This is a genomic window from Pseudomonas sp. SDT291_1_S447 (assembly GCF_054070155.1).
Genome location: NZ_JBSVXS010000002.1, coordinates 117,408 through 139,905, shown reverse-complemented (window position 1 = coordinate 139,905; position 22,498 = coordinate 117,408). Strand labels below are relative to the sequence as shown.

General features: G+C 59.0%; 25 protein-coding genes. All 25 read left to right on the top strand.

What is annotated here, in order from left to right; translation table 11 throughout:
- Position 1: 1 nt before the first annotated feature.
- Complete coding sequence (locus ACW9IR_RS01690; RefSeq protein ID WP_038364482.1) at positions 2–529, top strand: YceD family protein; 528 nt, start codon at positions 2–4, stop codon at positions 527–529.
- Positions 530–542: 13 nt separating this feature from the next.
- Positions 543–725, top strand: coding sequence for a 50S ribosomal protein L32 (gene rpmF, locus ACW9IR_RS01685; RefSeq protein WP_003179396.1), 183 nt, complete (start codon positions 543–545; stop codon positions 723–725).
- 4 nt (positions 726–729) lie between these two features.
- The gene (gene plsX / locus ACW9IR_RS01680; RefSeq protein ID WP_457461360.1) at positions 730–1,740 is read left to right on the top strand and encodes a phosphate acyltransferase PlsX; all 1,011 of its coding nucleotides are present in this window, start codon (positions 730–732) and stop codon (positions 1,738–1,740) included.
- 123 nt (positions 1,741–1,863) lie between these two features.
- Positions 1,864–2,802, top strand: coding sequence for an ACP S-malonyltransferase (gene fabD, locus ACW9IR_RS01675; RefSeq protein WP_102900026.1), 939 nt, complete (start codon positions 1,864–1,866; stop codon positions 2,800–2,802).
- A 16-nt stretch (positions 2,803–2,818) separates the two neighbouring features.
- Complete coding sequence (gene fabG, locus ACW9IR_RS01670) at positions 2,819–3,562, top strand: 3-oxoacyl-ACP reductase FabG (protein ID WP_095120581.1); 744 nt, start codon at positions 2,819–2,821, stop codon at positions 3,560–3,562.
- A gap of 196 nt (positions 3,563–3,758) precedes the next feature.
- On the top strand, positions 3,759–3,995 hold the full coding sequence (acpP, locus tag ACW9IR_RS01665) for an acyl carrier protein (RefSeq protein WP_003175607.1): 237 nt from the start codon (positions 3,759–3,761) through the stop codon (positions 3,993–3,995).
- A gap of 111 nt (positions 3,996–4,106) precedes the next feature.
- Positions 4,107–5,351, top strand: coding sequence for a beta-ketoacyl-ACP synthase II (gene fabF / locus ACW9IR_RS01660; protein WP_457461358.1), 1,245 nt, complete (start codon positions 4,107–4,109; stop codon positions 5,349–5,351).
- Entirely contained in the window at positions 5,351–6,166 is an 816-nt protein-coding gene (pabC, locus tag ACW9IR_RS01655; RefSeq protein WP_102900025.1) for an aminodeoxychorismate lyase, read from the top strand. Before fabF ends, pabC begins: the two co-directional genes overlap by 1 nt.
- Before the next feature lie 3 nt (positions 6,167–6,169).
- Positions 6,170–7,351: an endolytic transglycosylase MltG gene (gene mltG / locus ACW9IR_RS01650; RefSeq protein WP_457461356.1), complete on the top strand. Its 1,182-nt coding sequence runs from the start codon at positions 6,170–6,172 to the stop codon at positions 7,349–7,351.
- Positions 7,352–7,370: 19 nt separating this feature from the next.
- Positions 7,371–8,003, top strand: coding sequence for a dTMP kinase (gene tmk / locus ACW9IR_RS01645; RefSeq protein ID WP_102900024.1), 633 nt, complete (start codon positions 7,371–7,373; stop codon positions 8,001–8,003).
- Positions 7,996–8,979, top strand: a complete 984-nt coding sequence (locus ACW9IR_RS01640) for a DNA polymerase III subunit delta' (RefSeq protein ID WP_457461354.1) — start codon at positions 7,996–7,998, stop codon at positions 8,977–8,979. Before tmk ends, ACW9IR_RS01640 begins: the two co-directional genes overlap by 8 nt.
- A gap of 42 nt (positions 8,980–9,021) precedes the next feature.
- Positions 9,022–9,378 (top strand): PilZ domain-containing protein, encoded by a 357-nt coding sequence (locus ACW9IR_RS01635; protein ID WP_095120575.1) that lies wholly within the window; start codon positions 9,022–9,024, stop codon positions 9,376–9,378.
- Between the two features lie 15 nt (positions 9,379–9,393).
- Positions 9,394–10,185, top strand: coding sequence for a TatD family hydrolase (locus ACW9IR_RS01630; protein ID WP_102900023.1), 792 nt, complete (start codon positions 9,394–9,396; stop codon positions 10,183–10,185).
- 351 nt (positions 10,186–10,536) lie between these two features.
- Positions 10,537–11,175, top strand: coding sequence for a TetR/AcrR family transcriptional regulator (locus tag ACW9IR_RS01625; RefSeq protein WP_007908276.1), 639 nt, complete (start codon positions 10,537–10,539; stop codon positions 11,173–11,175).
- Positions 11,176–11,312: 137 nt separating this feature from the next.
- The gene (locus tag ACW9IR_RS01620) at positions 11,313–12,281 is read left to right on the top strand and encodes a GTP 3',8-cyclase MoaA (protein ID WP_150706530.1); all 969 of its coding nucleotides are present in this window, start codon (positions 11,313–11,315) and stop codon (positions 12,279–12,281) included.
- A gap of 170 nt (positions 12,282–12,451) precedes the next feature.
- Complete coding sequence (locus ACW9IR_RS01615) at positions 12,452–13,057, top strand: DUF4823 domain-containing protein (protein ID WP_007908280.1); 606 nt, start codon at positions 12,452–12,454, stop codon at positions 13,055–13,057.
- A 15-nt stretch (positions 13,058–13,072) separates the two neighbouring features.
- Positions 13,073–13,633, top strand: a complete 561-nt coding sequence (locus ACW9IR_RS01610; RefSeq protein WP_095112887.1) for a DUF1285 domain-containing protein — start codon at positions 13,073–13,075, stop codon at positions 13,631–13,633.
- A gap of 177 nt (positions 13,634–13,810) precedes the next feature.
- Positions 13,811–14,527 carry a FadR/GntR family transcriptional regulator gene (locus ACW9IR_RS01605; protein ID WP_127929329.1) on the top strand — a complete coding sequence of 239 codons (717 nt, stop codon included), beginning with the start codon at positions 13,811–13,813 and terminating at the stop codon, positions 14,525–14,527.
- 131 nt (positions 14,528–14,658) lie between these two features.
- The gene (locus tag ACW9IR_RS01600) at positions 14,659–15,534 is read left to right on the top strand and encodes an SMP-30/gluconolactonase/LRE family protein (protein ID WP_457461348.1); all 876 of its coding nucleotides are present in this window, start codon (positions 14,659–14,661) and stop codon (positions 15,532–15,534) included.
- Positions 15,535–15,805: 271 nt separating this feature from the next.
- Positions 15,806–16,624, top strand: coding sequence for an SDR family oxidoreductase (locus tag ACW9IR_RS01595; RefSeq protein WP_457461346.1), 819 nt, complete (start codon positions 15,806–15,808; stop codon positions 16,622–16,624).
- A 136-nt stretch (positions 16,625–16,760) separates the two neighbouring features.
- The gene (locus ACW9IR_RS01590; RefSeq protein ID WP_457461344.1) at positions 16,761–17,765 is read left to right on the top strand and encodes a substrate-binding domain-containing protein; all 1,005 of its coding nucleotides are present in this window, start codon (positions 16,761–16,763) and stop codon (positions 17,763–17,765) included.
- Positions 17,766–17,818: 53 nt separating this feature from the next.
- Entirely contained in the window at positions 17,819–19,363 is a 1,545-nt protein-coding gene (gene araG / locus ACW9IR_RS01585) for an L-arabinose ABC transporter ATP-binding protein AraG (protein WP_457461342.1), read from the top strand.
- Positions 19,364–19,375: 12 nt separating this feature from the next.
- Positions 19,376–20,344, top strand: coding sequence for an L-arabinose ABC transporter permease AraH (gene araH / locus ACW9IR_RS01580; RefSeq protein ID WP_026000669.1), 969 nt, complete (start codon positions 19,376–19,378; stop codon positions 20,342–20,344).
- A 266-nt stretch (positions 20,345–20,610) separates the two neighbouring features.
- Positions 20,611–21,324 (top strand): GntR family transcriptional regulator, encoded by a 714-nt coding sequence (locus tag ACW9IR_RS01575; RefSeq protein WP_110720351.1) that lies wholly within the window; start codon positions 20,611–20,613, stop codon positions 21,322–21,324.
- On the top strand, positions 21,321–22,319 hold the full coding sequence (locus ACW9IR_RS01570) for an ADP-ribosylglycohydrolase family protein (RefSeq protein ID WP_457461340.1): 999 nt from the start codon (positions 21,321–21,323) through the stop codon (positions 22,317–22,319). Before ACW9IR_RS01575 ends, ACW9IR_RS01570 begins: the two co-directional genes overlap by 4 nt.
- The last annotated feature ends 179 nt before the right edge of the window (positions 22,320–22,498 follow it).

Here is a 22,498-nt window from a genome sequence, read left to right as displayed (position 1 = left end):
TATGTTGAATGACCCGATTCCACCTCACGTTGACCCGCGCAAATTGGCTGACCGTGGCACCACCCTTCAAGGTGAACTGCTGCTGGCCGATTTGAAGAGACTCTGCGACCCGCTTTCCGACGATGTCGGTACGGTGCAGGCGAAATTCGTTTTTGAACGAGATGAACGTAAATCTGTGGTGATCCACAGCTTTATCGACACCGAGGTCAAAATGGTTTGCCAGCGTTGTCTTGAGCTGGTCACCCTGCCGATCCACAGCGAATGCAGTTACGCTGTAGTGAAGGAGGGTGCGAATACCCAGTCGTTACCGAAAGGTTATGACGTGCTGGAACTGGGCGAAGATCCATTGGATCTGCAGTCACTGGTCGAGGAGGAGCTTCTGCTTGCCTTGCCTATTGTGCCTGCTCATCATCCGGAAGAATGCCAGCAGCCGGCGGGAGCAGATGAGCCCGAACCGAGCGAGGACGAGGTAACGCGGTCCAACCCGTTCAGTGTATTGGCGCAGTTAAAGCGTGACCCAAACGTTTAGGAGTTAATCAATTATGGCTGTTCAGCAGAACAAAAAATCCCGCTCTGCCCGTGACATGCGCCGTTCGCACGACGCTCTCGAGGCTAGCACCCTGTCTGTAGAAAAAACCACTGGTGAAGTTCACCTGCGTCACCACGTATCGCCAGAAGGCGTATACCGTGGCCGTAAAGTGATCGACAAGGGCGCTGACGAGTAATCACTTGTCCGCTCAAGTCATCGCGATTGACGCAATGGGCGGGGACTTCGGTCCCCGCAGCATTGTTCAGGCCAGCCTTGCTTGCCTGTCTGCTACGCCCTCGCTGCACCTGGCCCTCGTCGGTCAACCCTCCCTTCTTGAAGAATTGATCAACGGCCAATCGGCTGCCGATCGCGCGCGCCTGACAATTGTTGCGGCCAGCGAAGTCATCACCATGGACGAAAAACCGACCCAGGCCTTGCGTGGCAAGCCGGACTCGTCGATGCGTGTCGCCCTGGAACTGGTGCGTGACGGCAAGGCTCAAGCCTGTGTCAGTGCCGGCAATACCGGTGCGTTGATGGCACTCTCGCGATTCGTGCTGAAGACGTTGCCGGGCATCGATCGCCCGGCAATGGTGGCGGCGATTCCTACGCAGAACGGCTATTGTCAGTTGCTGGATCTGGGCGCCAATGTCGATTGCAGCGCCGAGCATCTGCTGCAGTTTGCGGTGATGGGTTCGGTGGCGGCGCAGACGCTGGGCATCCATCGTCCGCGCGTCGCACTGCTCAACATCGGCACCGAAGACATCAAAGGCAATCAGCAGGTCAAACTGGCCGCAACGTTGTTGCAGGCTGCCCGTGGCATCAACTACATCGGCTTTATCGAAGGCGACGGTTTGTACCGCGGCGAGGCCGATGTCGTGGTGTGTGACGGTTTCGTCGGCAACATCCTGCTCAAGTCCAGCGAAGGTCTGGCAACGATGATTGCGGCACGCATCGAGGCGCTGTTCAAAAAGAATCTGGCCTCCCGCGCAGTGGGGGCGTTGGCGTTGCCGCTGATGAAGCGCTTGCAGGCCGATCTGGCGCCGGCGCGACATAACGGCGCAAGCTTTCTCGGTTTGCAGGGCATCGTCGTGAAAAGTCACGGTTCGGCCGGGGTTCAGGGCTTTCAGAGTGCGATTCAGCGCGCGCTGATCGAGATTCAGGAGAACTTGCCCGAACGCCTCCACGGTCGTCTGGAGGATTTGTTGTCTTAGGCGTTTTCGTCGGACAATGCTTAAATGTGACCGCCCGGTTCAAAGGGTCATCCAACTGTCAGTTTCTTGCGTCCCCCAGTGGGGCGTCATTTTCCGACGACAAGATCATTAGGGGCTTGTTACATGTCTGCTTCCCTCGCATTCGTCTTTCCAGGACAAGGTTCGCAGTCCCTCGGCATGCTGGCCGAGCTGGGCGCGGAATATCCGTTGATCCTCGAAACTTTCAAAGAAGCCTCTGAGGCTCTGGGTTATGACCTGTGGGCACTGACCCAGCAGGGCCCGGAAGAGCAGCTCAATCAAACCGATAAAACCCAACCGGCCATTCTGACCGCTTCGATCGCCCTGTGGCGTCTGTGGCTGGCTGAAGGTGGCGCGCGTCCGGCCTTTGTTGCCGGTCACAGCCTGGGCGAATACAGCGCGCTGGTTGCTGCTGGCAGCCTGACACTGGCTGATGCGGTCAAGCTCGTTGAGCGTCGCGGTCAGTTGATGCAGGAAGCCGTTCCGGCCGGGCAGGGCGGCATGGCTGCCATCCTCGGTCTGGAAGATGCCGACGTGCTGGCAGCCTGCGCTGAAGCTGCGCAAGGTGAAGTGGTCAGCGCTGTTAACTTCAACTCGCCGGGCCAAGTAGTTATTGCCGGTGCCAAGGCTGCTGTCGAGCGCGCCATCGAAGGTTGCAAGGCGCGTGGTGCCAAGCGCGCCATGCCGCTGCCGGTGAGTGTGCCGTCGCACTGCGAGCTGATGCGTCCGGCGGCCGAGCGTTTTGCCGAATCCATCGCCGCCATTGACTGGCAGGCGCCGCAGATCCCGGTCGTACAGAACGTCAGCGCGCAAGTGCCAACTGATCTGGAAACCCTCAAGCGTGATCTGCTCGAACAACTCTACAAGCCCGTGCGCTGGGTCGAGTCGGTACAGACTCTGGCTGCCAAGGGCGCGACCAATCTGGTCGAATGCGGCCCGGGCAAAGTACTGGCCGGTCTGAACAAGCGTTGCGCCGAAGGCGTGACGACTTCCAACCTCAATACCCCAGACGCTTTCGCTGCCGCTCGCGCAGCGCAAGCCTGAATCAGGAGAAACTTGCATGAGTCTGCAAGGTAAAGTTGCACTGGTCACCGGTGCAAGCCGCGGTATCGGCCAGGCTATCGCGCTGGAACTGGGTCGTCAGGGCGCCATCGTCATTGGCACCGCGACTTCCGCTTCAGGTGCTGAGCGCATTGCCGCGACCCTGAAGGAAAATGGTATTCAGGGCACAGGTTTCGAACTCAACGTCACTAGCGACGAGTCGGTCAGCGCGGTGCTGGCAAGCATTCAGGAGCAGTTTGGTGCGCCAGTGGCGATCCTGGTCAATAATGCCGGCATCACCCGCGATAACCTGATGATGCGCATGAAAGACGACGAGTGGTACGACGTGATCGATACCAACCTGAACAGTCTGTTCCGCCTGTCCAAGGGCGTTCTGCGCGGCATGACCAAGGCGCGTTGGGGTCGAATTATCAGTATTGGCTCGGTGGTGGGTGCCATGGGCAACGCTGGCCAAGTAAACTATGCAGCCGCCAAGGCCGGTCTGGAAGGTTTCAGCCGTGCAATGGCGCGTGAAGTCGGTTCGCGTTCGATTACGGTGAACTCGGTAACCCCAGGGTTTATCGACACCGACATGACGCGCGAACTGCCTGAAGCACAGCGTGAAGCCTTGCAGACGCAGATTCCGCTGGGTCGTCTGGGACAAGCTCAAGAGATCGCGTCCGTGGTCGCTTTTCTTGCATCCGACGGTGCGGCATACGTCACTGGGGCTACAATCCCGGTGAACGGTGGGATGTACATGTAAGTAAAATGTGACGGATTGCTTCAAAAAAATGTCATACGAGCTGTCTAAAATCCGTTATAAAGCTGCAATCTATTTATAGGCAGAGGGTCGCAGGGTTTGAGGAGTGAAGCTTTCAGTTGAAAAACTGAAAAGTCTTTCTATACACTTACCCACTGGCCAGCTGCCTGAATTTGTCCATTAGGAGTGAAAACAAGGTATGAGCACCATCGAAGAGCGCGTCAAGAAAATCGTTGCCGAGCAACTGGGTGTTAAAGAAGAAGAAGTGGTCAACACCGCTTCCTTCGTAGAAGACCTGGGTGCCGACTCCCTTGACACCGTTGAGCTGGTGATGGCTCTGGAAGAGGAATTCGAGACCGAAATCCCTGACGAAGAAGCTGAGAAGATCACTACTGTACAAGCTGCAATCGACTACGTTACTAGCCACCAGGCGTAATAGTTTGTAATCGTTGTTTGCTGTCATGGAAAAACCGCACTGCCATCATGGCGTGCGGTTTTTTCTTTAGGCCTGATGCAAAGTCGTCGTCATTTGAAAAAGGAGAGTGCTGTGTCGCGTAGACGCGTCGTAGTCACCGGTATGGGTATGTTGTCGCCACTGGGCACGGATGTGCCGAGCAGTTGGCAGGGCATTCTGGCTGGCCGCAGTGGCATTGGTCTGATCGAACACACCGACCTTTCTGCCTATTCCACCCGCTTTGGCGGCTCGGTAAAGGGCTTCAATGTCGAGGAATACCTGTCGGTCAAGGAAGCGCGCAAGCTCGACCTGTTCATTCAGTACGGCCTCGCTGCCGGCTTTCAAGCCGTACGCAATGCCGGTCTGGAAGTCACCGACGCCAACCGTGAACGCATTGGCGTGGCCATGGGTTCGGGTATCGGCGGTCTGACCAACATCGAAGAAACCAGTCGTACCCTGCATGAGACGGGCCCGCGTCGAATCTCGCCATTCTTCGTGCCAGGCTCGATCATCAATATGATTTCCGGTTTTCTGTCCATCCACCTGGGTGCACAGGGACCTAACTACGCTATCGCCACCGCATGTACCACCGGTACGCACTGCATTGGCATGGCGGCGCGCAACATCATGTACGACGAAGCCGACGTGATGATTGCCGGCGGTGCCGAAATGGCCGCGTGCGGCCTGGGCATGGGCGGCTTTGGCGCGTCCCGTGCGTTGTCGACGCGCAACGATGAGCCTACTCGCGCCAGCCGTCCGTGGGACAAGGGCCGTGATGGTTTCGTGCTGTCCGACGGTGCCGGTGCACTGGTTCTTGAAGAACTGGAGCACGCCAAGGCGCGTGGCGCGACCATCTACGCCGAGCTGATCGGCTTCGGCACCAGCGGCGATGCGTTCCACATGACCTCGCCCCCGGCCGACGGCGCCGGTGCAGCACGCTGCATCACCAACGCGTTGCGCGATGCGAAGATCAACGCCGATCAAGTGCAATACATCAACGCCCACGGCACCTCGACTCCGGCTGGCGACCTCGCCGAAGCCAATGCGATCAAAACCGTGTTCGGTGATCACGCCTACAAACTGGCGGTCAGCTCAACCAAGTCGATGACCGGTCACCTGCTAGGTGCGGCGGGCGCGGTCGAAGCTATCTTCAGCGTGCTGGCGATCAACAGCCAGGTAGCGCCGCCGACCATCAACCTCGATGAGCCGGACGAAGGCTGCGATCTCGATTTCGTGCCGCACACTGCGCGCAACATGGACATCGATGTCGTGCTGTCCAACTCCTTCGGTTTTGGTGGCACCAACGGCACCCTGGCATTCCGCCGGTTTGCAGGCTGATGGACTGCTGGGTCGACGGTCAACCGGCTGACAGTCTGTCGCTGAAAGATCGCGGCCTGGCATACGGCGATGGTTTGTTCGAGACGATCGCCGTACGTAGCGGCCAGCCGATCCTGCTGGATCGGCACCTGGCGCGTCTGGCCGATGGCTGTGCGCGTCTGGCCATCGCGGCCGATATCGAGCTGATCCGCGATGAGTTGCTGAGCTATGCGGCAGCGATGGGCGATGGCGTGCTCAAGCTCATCCTCACCCGTGGCGACGGCTTGCGCGGTTATGCGCCAGATCCCGCAGCGCCGGGCCGGCGCATTCTGCAGGGCAATCCTGCGGCGGCTTATCCTGCTGTGCATGCTGAACAAGGCGTTCGCCTGTTTCCATGCAACACGCGACTGTCCAAACAGCCGCTTCTCGCTGGACTCAAACATCTCAATCGATTGGAGCAGGTTCTCGCCCGTGCCGAATGGCAGGACAGCGAGCACGCCGAAGGCTTGATGCTCGATCAGGTCGGCCGCGTCATTGAAGGGGTGTTCAGCAATCTGTTCATCGTGCGCGATGGTGCGCTGATAACGCCGGACCTCAAACGTTGCGGCGTTGCCGGTGTGATGCGCGCCGAAATATTGTTTCAGGCCGAGTCACTGGCTATTCCCACGCAGATCGCCGACATCAGCCTCGAACAGCTGCAATGGGCTGATGAAGTGTTTGTCTGCAACAGCGTGTATGGCGTCTGGCCGGTACGCGCTTGTGCTGCACTGAGCTGGCCGGTTGGTCCGCTCACCCGTAAACTGCAAACCATTGCCCGCGCCCTACTGGATGCCTGATTTGTGAGACGTAAACTTTTGCTGCTGCTGGAAACCGGACTGGTTCTGGCAGGGCTGCTGATGGGCGCCAGCGCCTGGAAGATTCATTCCGCGCTGGAACAGCCCCTGAACATCACGCAGGAAGAGCTGCTGGATGTGCCGAAAGGATCAACACCGACCCGTACTTTCCTTTCACTCGAAACCGATGGTGTCATCAAGGACGCGTTCTGGTTGCGGGTTTACTGGCGTTTCAATCTCGCCGGCACACCGATCCACAGCGGTGAATACCGCATGCAGCCGGGAATGACCGTCAATGGTCTGATTGATTCGTGGAAGCGTGGCGAAGTGGTGCAGTACAGCCTGACGCTGGTCGAGGGCTGGAATTTCCATCAGGTGCGTGCGGCGTTGGCCAAGGATGACAAGGTCGAGCAGACCCTGAACGGTTTGAGCGACAGCGACGTGATGGCGAAAATTGGCCATAAAGGACTGTTTCCGGAAGGACGGTTTTTCCCCGATACCTACCGCTTCGTGCGCGGCATGTCCGATGCCGAACTGCTGAAAAAGGCCTTTGATCGTCTCGACGAAGTATTGGCCAAAGAGTGGCAGAGTCGCGCTGCCGATGTGCCTTATACCGAACCGTATCAAGCGCTGATCATGGCTTCGCTGGTCGAGAAGGAAACCGGTGTGCCGCAAGAGCGTGGGCAGATTGCCGGTGTCTTCGTGCGCCGCATGGCCTTGGGCATGCAACTGCAGACCGATCCGACGGTGATTTACGGTTTGGGCGATCGTTACAACGGCAAACTGACTCGCGCGCATTTGAAAGAACCGACGCCGTACAACACCTATGTGATTCCCGGGCTGCCACCGACACCGATTGCGATGGTCGGGCGTGAAGCGATTCATGCGGCGTTGAACCCGGTGGAAGGCACCAGCCTGTACTTCGTCGCGCGTGGCGATGGTAGCCATGTCTTCTCTGATGATCTCGATGCGCATAACAATGCGGTGCGTGAGTACCAGCTCAAGCGCCGTGCGGATTACCGTTCCAGCCCTGCGCCGGCGGTAGCGCCTGAAGCGGCTCCGGCTGCGGAACAAGCGATTCCAGGCGCATCACCGGATACTGTGCCGGAAGCGTTGCCGCAGGTTGCACCGCAGCAGCCGGCACCGAACCCGGCACCGGAAGCCGCCGCCCCACAAAACACGCAATGACTTTGATTAAGGACTGCCTGTGACTGGCTTGTTTATTACCCTGGAAGGCCCGGAAGGCGCCGGCAAAAGCACCAACCGCGAATACCTCGCCGAGCGCCTGCGCGCCGCCGGTATCGAGGTGGTGCTGACTCGCGAGCCGGGTGGTACGCCATTGGCCGAACGGATTCGCGATGTGCTGCTGGCGCCCGCCGACGAGGTCATGAACCCGGACGCCGAGCTGTTACTCGTATTCGCCGCGCGTGCTCAGCATTTGGCTGAAGTGATCCGTCCGGCGCTGGCCCGTGGCGCGGTGGTGCTGTGTGATCGATTCACCGATTCCACTTATGCCTATCAGGGCGGCGGTCGCGGTTTGTCGCTGGAGCGTATTGCCACCCTGGAAACGTTCGTGCAGGGCGATCTGCGCCCGGACCTGACGCTGATCTTCGATCTGCCTGTGGAAATCGGCCTGGCCCGCGCCAGTGCCCGTGGTCGTCTGGACCGTTTTGAGCTGGAAGGTCGGGCATTTTTCGAGGCCGTGCGCAGTGCCTTCCTCAAACGCGCCGAAGCCGACCCTGCGCGCTATGTGCGTATTGACGCCGGTCAACCGTTGGCCAAGGTTCAACAATCGCTGGATACCTTGATTCCGAACCTGCTGGAGCTGGCTCGTGGCTGAGGCCTATCCATGGCAAGACAGCCTCTGGCAGCAACTGGCCGGGCGTAAGCAACACGCTCACGCCTATCTGCTGCATGGCCCGGCCGGGATCGGCAAGCGCGCACTGGCCGAGCGTTTGATGGCCAGTCTGTTGTGCCAGCGGCCGACGCCGGAAGCTTGTGGCGAGTGCAAATCCTGCCTGCTGCTCAAGGCTGGCAGCCACCCCGATAATTACATTCTCGAACCGGAAGAAGCCGACAAGGCAATCAAGGTCGATCAGGTGCGCGACCTCGTCAGTTTCGTGGTGCAGACCGCGCAGATGGGCGGACGCAAAGTGGTGCTGATCGAGCCGGTCGAGTCGATGAATATCAACGCTGCCAACGCCTTGCTCAAGAGTCTTGAAGAACCCTCCGGCGATACGATTTTGCTGTTGGTCAGCCATCAGACCAGTCGTTTGTTGCCGACGATCAAGAGCCGTTGCGTGCAGCAGGCCTGTCCGCTGCCGGGCGAGGCAATGAGCCTGCAATGGCTGGCGCAAGCGTTGCCCGATTGCTCCGAAGACGAACGTGTCGAATTGCTGACGCTGGTCGCCGGTTCACCGTTGATGGCGGTCAGTCTGCAGTCTCAGGGCGTGCGCGAGCAGCGTGCGCAAGTGGTCGAAGGCGTGAAGAAGTTGCTCAAGCAGCAGCAATCGCCGACGCAGTTGGCCGAAGAATGGAAAAGCATTCCCATGCTGCGGCTGTTTGACTGGTTCTGCGATTGGTCGAGCCTGATCCTGCGTTATCAATTGACTCAGGATGAAGCAGGTCTCGGCCTGACCGACATGCGTAAAGTCGTGCAGTACCTGGCGCAGAAAAGTGCGCAAGGCAAAGTCCTCGAGATTCAGGACTGGATTCTCGCCCAGCGGCAGAAGGTCATGAGCAAGGCCAACCTCAATCCGGCCCTGCTGCTGGAAGCATTGTTGGTGCAATGGGCGGGATTGCCTGGTCAAAGATAACAATGTGTACCTAGACTCTGAGCATCAGCAGTGGAGGTCAACATGAATGAATCCGTCAGCCCTGGCCCGCGCAACGGCATTTTGTCCCTGACCATCAAGGACAAGTCGGTGCTCTACGCCGCCTACATGCCGTTCATCAAGAACGGTGGCTTGTTCATCCCGACCAACAAGAGTTACCGGTTGGGCGATGAGGTGTTCATGCTGCTCAACCTGATGGACGAGGCCGAAAAGATCCCGGTAGCTGGAAAGGTTGCCTGGATCACCCCGAAAGGGGCGCAAGGCAATCGCGCTGCCGGTGTCGGCGTCCAGTTCAACGAGGGCGACAACACGGCGCGCAGTCGCATCGAAACCCATCTGGCCGGAGCGCTTAAATCCGACCGTCCCACTCATACGATGTAAGTAGCCGTCTTTTTTATGCTCGTAGATTCCCATTGTCACCTTGATCGCCTCGACCTCGCCGCCCACGACGGCTCGCTGGATGCTGCACTCGATGCGGCCCGTGAGCGCGGAGTAGGGCACTTCCTGTGTATCGGCGTGAGTGCCGACAACGCCGCCGACGTCAAAGCTCTGGCTGAACGTTATGACGATGTCGATTGTTCGGTCGGCGTGCATCCGCTCGATGTGCAACCCGGCGCGGCGCCTGCGCTGGACTGGCTGTTGCACGAACTCAACCACCCGAAAGTGGTGGCGATCGGTGAAACCGGTCTCGACTATCACTACGAGCCTGAAGCTGCCGAATTGCAGCAGGAATCGTTCCGCTTGCACCTGCAGGCGGCGCAGCAGACCGGCAAACCGGTGATCATCCACACCCGTGGCGCCCGTGCCGATACCCTTGAGCTGCTGCGCGAAGCAGCGTTGCCACACGCCGGTGTGCTGCATTGTTTCACCGAAGACTGGGACATGGCCAAAGCGGCGCTGGACATGGGTTATTACATTTCCCTGTCGGGCATCGTCACCTTTCGTAATGCCGATGCTCTGCGTGATGTGGCGAGCAAAGTCCCGGCGGATCGCCTGCTGGTGGAAACCGATTCACCGTATCTGGCACCGATCCCTTATCGCGGCAAGCCCAACCTGCCGCAGTATGTGCGCGAAGTGGCGGAATTCCTGGCGATGCTGCGCGGTGAGAACTACGAACGTTTTGCCGAACAGACCACCGAGAACTTCAAGCGGCTGTTCCCGCTGGCGAGTGTTAAATCTGCCCTGTAGCCGTTTGCCAAATCGCAGGTAAAAAAAACCCGGGTTCTGGGGGGTGAATCCGGGTTAAGACCATTAGGAGTAAAACAAAGGCACGCGGTCCCTTGGTACCTTTATCGGCGCGACACTTGGGGGAGATGTCGCCCGACAGTTCAAGTATTGATCAGTCTGGCGTGCAGTCCAGTTAGCCGGTCGGGGTTTTTAAACAAATTTGGAATACGTTTGCTTCAGTTGAGTTCTCATTGCGCCCAAAACGTTCTCAAAACGAACATGAAACACAGATATGGTCGGATGATCCGTGCAATTTTGCGCAAGTTAGGCATAATACGCGGCTTCGAATTTTGACCCTTCAGACCTTTTCTTATGCACAAAGAACCTCGTAAGGTCCGTGAGTTTCGTCGCCGCGAGCAAGAAATTCTCGATACCGCGCTCAAGCTGTTCCTCGACCAAGGTGAAGACAGTGTCACCGTCGAGATGATTGCTGATGCCGTGGGTATCGGCAAAGGCACGATCTACAAACACTTCAAATCCAAGGCCGAGATCTATCTGCGCCTGATGCTCGATTACGAGCGCGATTTGAACGAGCTGCTGCATTCGGCCGATGTCGACAAGGACAAGGAAGCGCTGTCTCGCGCCTACTTCGAATTCCGCATGCGCGACCCGCAGCGTTATCGCCTGTTCGACCGCCTCGAAGAGAAGGTGGTCAAGGGCAATCAGGTGCCGGAGATGGTCGAGGAACTGCACAAGATCCGTGCCTCGAACTTCGAACGCCTGACCTTGTTGATCAAGGGCCGCATCAGCGAAGGCAAGCTTGAAGACGTGCCGCCGTACTTCCACTACTGCGCGTCCTGGGCGCTGGTGCACGGCGCTGTGGCGCTGTATCACTCGCCGTTCTGGAGCAATGTGCTGGAAGATCAGGAAGGTTTCTTCCAGTTCCTGATGGACATCGGCGTGCGCATGGGCAACAAGCGCAAGCGTGATCCGGAAACTCCGAGCAGCTGAGCCATTCAGCTGCCTTATTGCGCCATGATTTCGCTACATGTCGCAGTACCGCAGGAATATACTCAGGCATAGGGCTTGCTAAAACTTGATTTGTGAGTCAAGTTTTAGCGGCTCGAAATCCTTTCGCCGGAGTGATCATGATCGTTGACCGTCAAGGCAGGCGTTTTCGCAATTTGCGGATCAGTCTGACTTCAGCCTGCAATTACGCGTGTACCTACTGCGTGCCCAACGGCAAGCGGTTGGTGGCTGCGCAGGATGAACTGTCGGCCGAAGCCATGGCCCGCGGCGTGGCGTATTTGATCGAAGCCGCCGGTATCGAGCGCTTGCGCATTACTGGCGGTGAGCCGCTGGTCAGCCCCAAACTCGAATCGTTCATGACCGCCGTCGGCAAGATGGGCCTGGACGACATCAGTCTGACCACCAACGGTCAACTCCTCGCGAAAAAACTGCCACTGCTGGTGGAAGCCGGTCTGCGCCGGATCAACGTGTCCCTCGATACCCTCGACGCCGGAGCGTTCCGCAGCATCGCCCGAGGCGGCGATCTGGCCACCGTGCTCGATGGCATGGATCAGGCGAAAGCGGCGGGGATGAAGATCAAGGTCAACATGGTGCCGTTGCGTGGGCAGAATCTTGATCAAGTGATGCCGCTGCTCGACTACTGCCTGGAACGCGGATACGAACTGCGCTTCATCGAGCTGATGCGCATGGGCCACTTGGCCAAGGACAACAATGCGTTCCTGCAACAGTTCGTCAGCCTGCAACAGCTGCTGGCGCTGATTGGCGAGCGTTATGAATACGCGCAAACCGATGCGCCCGTAGACGCCACCGCCGTGCGTTACGCAATTCCCGGTCTGGGCAACTTTGGTGTGATCGCCAACGAAAGCGTGCCGTTCTGCCGGACGTGCTCGCGGTTGCGCTTGTCGTCGACCGGTTGGCTGCATGGCTGCCTGTCGTCGAGCAACCGTCACTATGTCGGCGATCTGCTCGACAAGCCGCGCCATCAGGCACTGCCGGCGCTCCAGCGTTTGCTGGTCAAAGCGTTGGGCGACAAGCAGGAAGTGGCGTTCTCCGGTGGCGCGACAGTGATGAAAATTATCGGCGGCTGATCAACCGCTTTCGCGAGCAGGCTCGCTCCCACCTTGGAATGTATTCCCCCTGTGGGAGCGAGCCTGCTCGCGAATACGATTTAACCATCAACAAATTTCTTGAGCTGGCGCAAAAGCTGCATCCAACGGCCATTCGCCGGTTTTCCGTCACCGGCCTCTGGAGGAATAGGATGCGTAGCCTGGTTTTGCTGCTGGCCGTTTTGGCGCTTGGCGGCTGTATGACTGTCAGCGATATGGCCGAAGGCACTCGCTATCAGATGAGCGACGCGGGCCTGCTCGATCACAGCGACAGCCGCCGCGTGAACAACTTCCGCATTCAGCCGGACTCATTTATCTACATCGCCCAAGGCGCCTTTGCGCCGCCGGGTGGTTCCTACCCGCGCCCGAACGTAGTGGCTGAAGAGGCCTTCAAAGGTTTCGTCGAATACTTCCCGATGGTCCGCCGCGCCCGTGCGCCGGAAGGTCTCGATCAGGCGATGGGTGAAGCTCGCGATGCCGGCGCGCACTATCTGTTGTACACGCGTTTCGCCAAGGCTGACGACCGCATCGGCAACTCCGATGAGTGGCTCGATGAAGAAGCTGTTGATCGCCTCGGCATCGACGGCGGCGTGATTCAGATCATGTTGATCGAGACCAGCACCCAGTATTTGATTGATACTGCACGGATCAAGAGTCGTGGCGGTTTACTGACGTTCCACGACAGCAAGCCCGAAGACCTGATCGGCCCGCCGCTGGCCCAGTACGCACGCAGCCTGCTGGGAGTCGGCGACCAATAATTCAAGGAGAGCGCCATGAGTGGCCCGCAAAAAGCCAATGACCTGTTGGGACAGATCCCGAAAACCAAAGGCTTGCCGCCGGTGCACTTGTGGAACCCGGACTTCTGCGGCGACATCGACATGCGCATCGCCCGTGACGGCACCTGGTATTACCTGGGCACGCCGATCGGGCGCAAGCCGATGGTCAAATTGTTCTCGACGATCATGCGCCGCGATGGCGATGATTATTTCCTGATCACCCCGGTCGAGAAGGTCGGGATCAAGGTTGACGATGCGCCGTTTGTGGCAATTGCGGTCGAGGTTGAAGGCGAGGGGGAGGCGCAGCTGTTGCGCTTCACTACCAACGTCGAAGAAACCGCCGAAGCGGGGCCGGAGCATCCGATCCGCGTCGAGATTGATCCGACGACACAAGAGCCCGCGCCTTACGTGCATGTGCGCACCAACCTTGAAGCGCTGATTCATCGCAATGTGTTCTATCAACTGGTTGAACTGGCGGTGAGCCGCGAAATCGACGGCCAGCGTTGGCTCGGTGTGTGGAGCGGCGGCGAGTTCTTCCGCATCGGCCTCGAACCCTGAGACACACATCCCCCCTGTAGGAGTGAGCCTGCTCGCGATAGCGGTGGATCAGTCAATCCTTGTGGTGACTGACACTCCGCAATCGCGAGCAGGCTCACTCCTACAGGGGATTGTCGTTGACACTTAATCATATGATGATTAGCGTGTTCACCCATCGCGATCCGCTTTGAGGTGTTCATGTCCAGCAGCTTTCACGCATCCACGGTCGACTGGCTGGGCAGCTGGATCGCCGCTGGCCAGGTCAAACCCGGGCAGACCATCAAGGTCGAGGCTGATCTGGGCGAGCAACTCGGCGTCAGCCGCACGGTCATCCGCGAAGCGATCAAAACCCTCGTCGCCAAAGGCATGCTCGAAGTCGGGCCGAAGGTCGGCACCCGCGTGCTGCCGGTACGGCGCTGGAATCTGTTCGATCCACAAGTGGTCGGTTGGCTGTCGCGCAACGGCTTGCCGGAAAACTTCGTCGATGACTTGCTCGACCTGCGCCGCACCATCGAACCCATGGCCGTGCGCTGGGCTTGCGAGCGGGCGACCCTGGAACAGATCGAAGCGGTGCAACTGGCCTACAACGCCCTTGAGCGCGCGGTCGACAGCGGCATCGATTACAACCGCGCCGATCAGGTCTTCCACGAATGCATCCTCGCGGCCAGCCACAATCAATTCATCGAACAAATGGTCCCGGCGCTCGGTGCGTTGCTCGCGGTGTCATTTGAAGTTTCTGCGGCCGACCCGGATGAACTGCGCCGCACTTTGCCGATTCACAAAGACATGGCGGATGCCATTGCCGCCCGCGATTCAGCGCGCGGCGTGTGGGCGTGCATGACCCTGATCGACAACGCCGACCTGGCGATCAAACGCTTTTACCCGAAAGTCATGGCCGACAAAAAAGCCAGCTAACACACAAATCCCCTGTAGGAGTGAGCCTGCTCGCGATAGCGTCGTATCAGGCAAAGCAGATTTGACTGATCCACCGCGATCGCGAGCAGGCTCACTCCTACAGTAAAAACAAGAATAATGGAGACCGTTATATGCCGTGGACCGCCCTGACCCAACACCGCGCCCAACTCGGTGAAGGCCCGTTCTGGGACGCGCCGACCCAAGCGTTGTACTGGGTCGATATCGCCGGCAAACAGGCCCTGCGCCTGATCGGCCAGAACGTGCAGATCTGGCAGATGCCCGAGCACGTTTCCGCGTTCATCCCCTGCAACAGCGGCGACGCGCTGGTGACACTGACTAGCGGTGTCTATCGCCTCGATCTCGATTCGCCCGGCCTCGAACCGCGCCTGACACTGTTCTGCGTCGCCGACCCGCAACCGGGCAATCGTCCCAACGAAGCGCGTTGCGATGCTCAGGGTCGTCTATGGCTCGGCACCATGCAAAACAACATCGGCGAGCAAGGCGAAGACCTGCCGATCACCCGTCGCTCCGGTGGCCTGTTCCGCGTCGATCCGGATAAACGCGTCACACCCTTACTGCGCAATCTGGGAATTCCCAATACCTTGCTGTGGAGCGACGACGGCACCACGCTGCTGTTCGGCGACAGCATGGACAGCACGCTGCATCGCTACTTCATTCACACCGACGGCAACCTCGATGCTGCACAAGTCTTCTACGGTCCCGATCAGCAGGGTGGCCCGGACGGTTCGGCGATGGACGCCGAAGGCTACGTGTGGAACGCGCGTTGGGATGGCAGCTGCCTGCTGCGCCTGACACCTGACGGCCAGGTCGAGCGCAAAATCGATCTGCCTGTCAGTCGCCCGACCAGTTGTGTGTTCGGCGGTGAAGACCTGAAAACCCTGTTCATCACCAGCGCCCAGAGTCCGCACAACCATCCATTGGATGGCGCAGTACTGTCGATGCGCGTGGATGTCGCAGGAAAACTCTGTACGCGCTTTGCGGATTAAATCCCAGAATATGGGATGCAAAATTATATATTGAGATTATTTGGTAGTCGGGTTTATAGTCGGCTCCAGCAGTAACACGCACTCACACTTAAAAAGAACAAAACAGGTGAAGTGATGCAGCGAATGTCTATCGCACTCCCGTGTGGAGTCCGCGTCTCGCAACGGCTCGATGCCGTCGGCCGCGCCTGCCTGTTTCGTTCAAACCGCCTTTCAGACCGGACATCGGCAGTTGCCCGGTTTTTTTGCGCTTGCGAAACAGGAGTCCTGATCCATGGCTGAACCTCTTTCCTTGCCGCCGGTGCCCGCACCGCCGAAGGGCGAGCGTCTGAAAAACAAGGTCGTGCTGCTGACCGGCGCCGCGCAAGGCATCGGCGAAGCCATCGTCGCTGCCTTTGCCTCGCAGCAAGCGCAACTGGTTATCAGCGATATCCAGGCCGAAAAAGTCGAGCAGGTTGCCGCCCATTGGCGTGAGCTGGGTTACGACGTCCAAGCGCTGAAGGCTGATGTTTCGCGTCAGCAGGATCTGCATGCCATGGCCAGACGCGCGGTTGAACTGCACGGGCGTATCGATGTGCTGGTCAACTGCGCCGGGGTCAACGTGTTCCGCGATCCGCTGGAGATGACCGAAGAAGACTGGCATCGCTGCTTCGCCATCGATCTGGACGGCGCCTGGTTCGGCTGCAAAGCGGTGCTGCCACAGATGATCGAGCAGGGCGTTGGCAGCATCATCAACATTGCCTCGACCCATTCAAGTCACATCATTCCCGGCTGCTTTCCGTACCCGGTGGCCAAGCACGGTTTGCTCGGCCTGACCCGCGCGCTCGGCATCGAATACGCGGCGAAAGGCATTCGGGTCAACGCCATCGCGCCGGGCTATATCGAAACGCAACTGAACGTCGATTACTGGAACGGTTTCGCCGACCCGCACGCCGAACGTCAACGCGCCTTCGATCTGCACCCGCCGAAACGCATCGGTCAGCCACTCGAAGTGGCAATGACGGCGGTGTTTCTGGCCAGTGATGAAGCGCCATTCATCAATGCTTCATGCATCACCATCGATGGTGGGCGCTCGGTGATGTACCACGACTGAGCGCAGTGGCTTTCACGCGGATAAATCCGTTTGCAATCCAATCATCATACGATATGACTATTGTCATAAGATTTTGCAGGAACACGCTTTAACGCTTTTCAAACATTGCTCAAAAAAAATAACAAGGAGTCAGCTTATGAAACGTCGTTTCGGGATTCGTACCCTGTGCAGTGCCGCCCTGGCGGTCACCGCGTTCAGCCTGAGCAGTGCGCTGCTCGCTGCCGACACCGTGAAAATCGGTTTTCTGGTCAAGCAGGCTGAAGAGCCGTGGTTCCAGACCGAGTGGGCTTTCGCCGAGAAAGCCGCCAAGGACAAGGGCTTCGAACTGATCAAGATCGCCGTGCCGGATGGCGAGAAAACCCTCTCGGCCATCGACAGCCTTGCCGCCAACGGCGCCAAGGGCTTTGTGATCTGCCCGCCGGATGTCTCGCTCGGCCCGGCGATCATGGCCAAAGCCAAACTCAATGATCTGAAGGTGATTGCTGTCGATGACCGCTTCGTCGACGCCAACGGCAAGTTCATGGAAGACGTGCCGTACCTCGGCATGGCCGCGTTCGAAGTCGGCCAGAAGCAGGGCAACGCCATGGTCGCCGAAGCGAAGAAACGCAACTGGGACTGGAAAGACACCTACGCGGTGGTCAACACCTACAACGAACTCGACACCGGCAAGAAACGCACCGACGGCTCGGTGAAATCCCTTGAAGACGCCGGCATGCCGAAGGATCACATCCTCTTCGCCGCGCTGAAAACCCTCGACGTACCGGGCAGCATGGACGCGACCAACTCGGCACTGGTGAAGCTGCCGAGCGCGGCGAAGAACCTGATCATCGGCGGTATGAACGACAACACCGTACTCGGCGGCGTGCGCGCCACTGAAGCGGCCGGTTTTGCCGCGACCAACGTGATCGGCATCGGCATTAATGGCACCGACGCCATCGGCGAACTGAAAAAGCCTAACAGTGGTTTCTTTGGCTCGATGCTGCCAAGCCCGCACATCGAAGGCTACAAAACTGCAGAGATGATGTTCGAGTGGGTGACCACCGGCAAAGAGCCGCCGAAGTACACCGCCATGGACGACGTCACCCTGATCACCCGCGAGAACTTCAAGCAAGAGCTGGAAAAAATCGGCCTGTGGAACTGATGCCGCGACGGCCCGGGCAGCCGGGCCGTTTTTTGGTGTGAAGAGGTGGCTTTATGCACGCGCAAGTACAAACACAACAACACAGCGCCAGCGGCAGCCTGCGCTTCAACGGGATCGGCAAAACCTTTCCCGGCGTGAAAGCGCTGGACGCGATCAGCTTCGTCGCGCATCCGGGGCAGGTTCATGCCTTGATGGGCGAAAACGGCGCTGGCAAATCGACCCTGCTGAAAATTCTTGGTGGTGCTTATATTCCGAGCAGCGGCGAGTTGCAGATCGGCGAGCAGACCATGGCGTTCAAATCGACGGCTGACAGCATCGGCAGCGGCGTCGCGGTGATTCACCAGGAGCTGCATCTGGTGCCGGAAATGACCGTCGCCGAGAACCTGTTTCTCGGCCACTTGCCGGCCAGTTTCGGTTTGATCAATCGCGGTGCATTGCGTCAGCAAGCGTTGAATTGCCTTAAGGGTTTGGCTGACGAAATCGATCCGCAGACCAAGGTCGGGCGCTTGTCGCTCGGCCAGCGACAACTGGTGGAAATCGCCAAAGCGTTATCGCGCGGTGCTCACGTCATCGCTTTTGACGAACCGACCAGTAGCCTCTCGGCCCGCGAAATCGACCGCTTGATGACGATCATCGATCGCCTGCGCGACGAAGGCAAAGTCGTGCTCTATGTTTCCCATCGCATGGAAGAAGTGTTCCGCATTTGCGACGCGGTGACGGTGTTCAAGGACGGTCGCTACGTGCGCACTTTCGAGGACATGAGCCAGTTGACCCATGATCAACTGGTGACCTGCATGGTCGGTCGCGACATTCAGGACATCTACGATTATCGCCATCGTCCACGCGGCGCAGTGGCCCTGAAGGTCTCCGGCCTGCTCGGCCCGGGTCTGCGCGAGCCGATCAGTTTCGAGGCACACAAAGGTGAAATCCTTGGTTTGTTCGGACTGGTCGGGGCAGGGCGCACCGAGCTGTTTCGTTTGCTCAGCGGGCTGGAACGCAACACCGCCGGACGCCTCGAATTGCGCGGTCATGAACTGAAACTGCGCTCACCGCGCGACGCGATTGCCGCGGGCATTTTGCTCTGTCCGGAAGATCGCAAGAAGGAAGGCATCATCCCGCTGGCCAGCGTCGCCGAGAACATCAACATCAGTGCACGCGGTGCCCATTCGGGTCTCGGCTGCCTGATTCGCGGTCTGTGGGAAAAGGGCAACGCTGACAAACAGATCAAAGCCCTGAAAGTGAAAACTCCGCACGCCGGCCAGCAGATCAAATTCCTTTCCGGCGGTAATCAGCAGAAGGCCATTCTCGGTCGTTGGTTGTCGATGCCGATGAAGGTCTTGCTGCTCGACGAACCCACTCGCGGTATCGACATCGGCGCCAAGGCCGAGATCTACCAGATCATCCATAACCTCGCCGCCGACGGCATTTCGGTGATCGTGGTGTCCAGCGATCTGATGGAAGTGATGGGTATTTCCGACCGTATTCTGGTGCTTTGCGAAGGCGCCCTGCGCGGCGAAATCAGCCGCGACCAGGCCAATGAATCCAACCTGCTGCAACTGGCTTTGCCGCGCCACCGCGCTGACGGCGTGGCGAACTGAGAGGTGACTATGATGACAACCCAAAACGAAACCCTGCCCAAAGAGCGCAAACCTCTGGACATGCGCCGCTTCCTCGATGACTGGGTCATGCTGCTGGCGGCCGTGGGCATTTTTGTCGCCTGCACCTTGCTGATCGACAACTTCCTCTCGCCGCTGAACATGCGTGGCCTGGGCCTGGCGATTTCCACCACCGGGATTGCCGCGTGCACGATGTTGTACTGCCTGGCGTCGGGGCATTTCGACTTGTCGGTGGGCTCGGTGATTGCCTGCGCCGGCGTGGTCGCGGCAGTGGTGATGCGTGACACCAACAGCGTATTTCTCGGTGTCAGTGCAGCGTTGGTCATGGGCCTGATTGTCGGGCTGATCAACGGCATCGTGATTGCCAAGTTGCGCGTCAATGCCTTGATCACCACGTTGGCGACCATGCAGATTGTTCGCGGTCTGGCTTACATCTTTGCCAACGGCAAGGCGGTGGGCGTGTCGCAGGAATCGTTCTTCGTCTTTGGTAATGGCCAGTTGTTCGGTGTGCCGGTGCCGATTCTGATCACCATCGTTTGCTTCCTGTTTTTTGGCTGGCTGCTGAATTACACCACCTACGGGCGCAACACCATGGCCATCGGTGGCAACCAGGAAGCGGCGTTGCTCGCAGGTGTCAACGTTGACCGGACCAAGATCATTATCTTTGCCGTGCACGGTGTGATCGGTGCGTTGGCGGGGGTGATTCTGGCGTCGCGGATGACCTCGGGGCAGCCGATGATTGGCCAGGGTTTCGAGCTGACGGTGATCTCGGCTTGCGTGCTGGGCGGGGTGTCGCTGAGCGGCGGGATTGGCATGATTCGGCATGTGATTGCCGGGGTGTTGATTCTGGCGATCATCGAGAATGCGATGAATCTGAAGAATATCGACACGTTTTATCAGTATGTGATTCGTGGTTCGATTCTGCTGCTGGCTGTGGTCATTGACCGACTGAAGCAACGCTAGAATCAAGAGCCCCTCACCCCAGCCCTCTCCCAGAGGGAGAGGGGGCCGACCGAGGTGTCTTGCGTAATCCGTCGACCTGAAAGTTCTCGTCGACTATGGATTCGGCGAAGCACTTTCAGGTCGATGTATCTCCCAAATATCCCCCATTCAGTCCCCTCTCCCTCCGGGAGAGGGCTAGGGTGAGGGGCTTTTGATTCTCCTGCCTTTCGTCACTATCCCCAAATATTCCTTGCCCGCCCGCACCCGTTTCGGGTATCAATTTGTACATGATTAGACAGGTACGATTTGACAAGAAACAACGGGTGGTCGACGAACTCGTCCGACGCATCGAAAGCGGCCTCATGGAGGACGGCTTTCTGTTGCCCGGCGAGCATCAGTTGGCTCAAGAATTCCAAGTCAGCCGTGGCACGCTGCGCGAAGCGCTGGCCGAACTGAAACGGCGAAATTACATCGCCACGCAAAGCGGCGTCGGCTCCATCGTCACTTTCGACGGTGTCGCCCTCGACCAACGCAGCGGCTGGGCGCAGGCCTTGGCCGACAGCGGGGCGATGATCAATACCGAAGTGCTGCGTCTGGAAGCCGTGACCCGGCCAGACCTGCTGTCGCGATTCGGCACCGATCAATTCATCACCCTCGACCGTCGCCGCCGTTCCAGCGAAGGCACGCTGGTCTCCCTCGAACGCTCTTTGATGCCGGCCACCGGCGGCCTGGAAAGCCTGCCGCGCGTTGGTCTGATCGACAATTCACTGACCATCACTCTGGCCGCCTACGGCTACATCGGCGAGCGCGGCGACCAGTGGATCGGCGCCGAACCGTTGAATGCCGAAGACGCCGAACTGCTCGGCCGCCCGGTAGGCACGGTATTCCTCAAAGCGCTGCGCACCACCTACGACCGGCAGAACCGTTTCATGGAGCTGGTCGAAAGCCTGCTCGACCCGGTGCATTTCCGTCTGCACCTGCAATTTGGAGAATCGAAATGACCGCGCTCAACCGTGCCCTCGGCGCTTTTTATGGCCTGGCCCTCGGCGACGCGCTGGGCATGCCGACGCAATCGCTGAACCGCGAAACCATCAAGACCCGTTTCGGCCAGATCACCGATCTGCAGGACGCCGGTCCGTTGCAACCGATCGCCGCGAACATGCCCAAAGGCTCGATCACCGACGACACCGAACAGGCGATTCTGGTCGGTGAATTGCTGATCGAAGGCAAGGGCCGCATCGAGCCGGCGATCCTCGCGCAACGCTTGATCGAGTGGGAAGCCGAGATGCAGGCCAAGGGCTCGCAGGACTTGCTCGGGCCATCGACCAAACGCGCCATTGAAATGATCCTCGCCGGCCATTCGCCGGAAGAAGCCGGGCGCTACGGCACTACCAACGGCGCGGCGATGCGCATTACGCCGGTGGGGATTGCGGCGGATGTTTCTGATCCGGAGCGCTTTATTGCGGCGGTGGTGCAGGCCTGCCAGGTCACGCACAACACCACATTGGGGATTTCCAGTGCGGCAGCCGTGGCGGCCGTGGTATCCGCCGGCATCAACGGCATGGACCTGGGTCAGGCGTTGAACCTCGGTCAGCACATCGCTCAGCAAGCCGAGGCGCACGGTCACTGGGTCGCTGGTGGGCGTATTGCTTCGCGCATCAGTTGGGCGCGCACCATCAGTGTCGATAGCGACAAGGCATTGCTGGCGGATCTGCTCTATGACGTGATTGGCACTTCGGTGGCGTCGCAGGAGTCGGTGGTGGTCTCGTTCGCACTGGCGCAGCAAGTGGCGGTCGGTGAGATGAGCGCGTTTGATGCGCTGTGCATGGCCGCCGGTCTTGGCGGTGACACTGACACCATCGCGGCGATTCTTGGCGCGATGCTTGGGGCCTGCTTGGGTCTTGAGAGTTGGCCTGCCGAGATGATCGAGACGGTTAAGGCCGTTAATCATCTGGAGCTTGAGCCGTTGGTGCAGGGGCTGTTGGCGTTGCGTTGATTGGGCTGACGTCTTCGCGAGCAGGCTCGCTCCCACATTGGATTTGTAGCGTTCACATAACCCATGTGGGAGCGAGCCTGCTCGCGAAGGCCGCACTGCAAATCTTGAATACTTACCCGCAATGGATCGCGCAGACAGGCCGAGGATGGCCGCGATGTCTTGTCGTTTTGCATCATTGC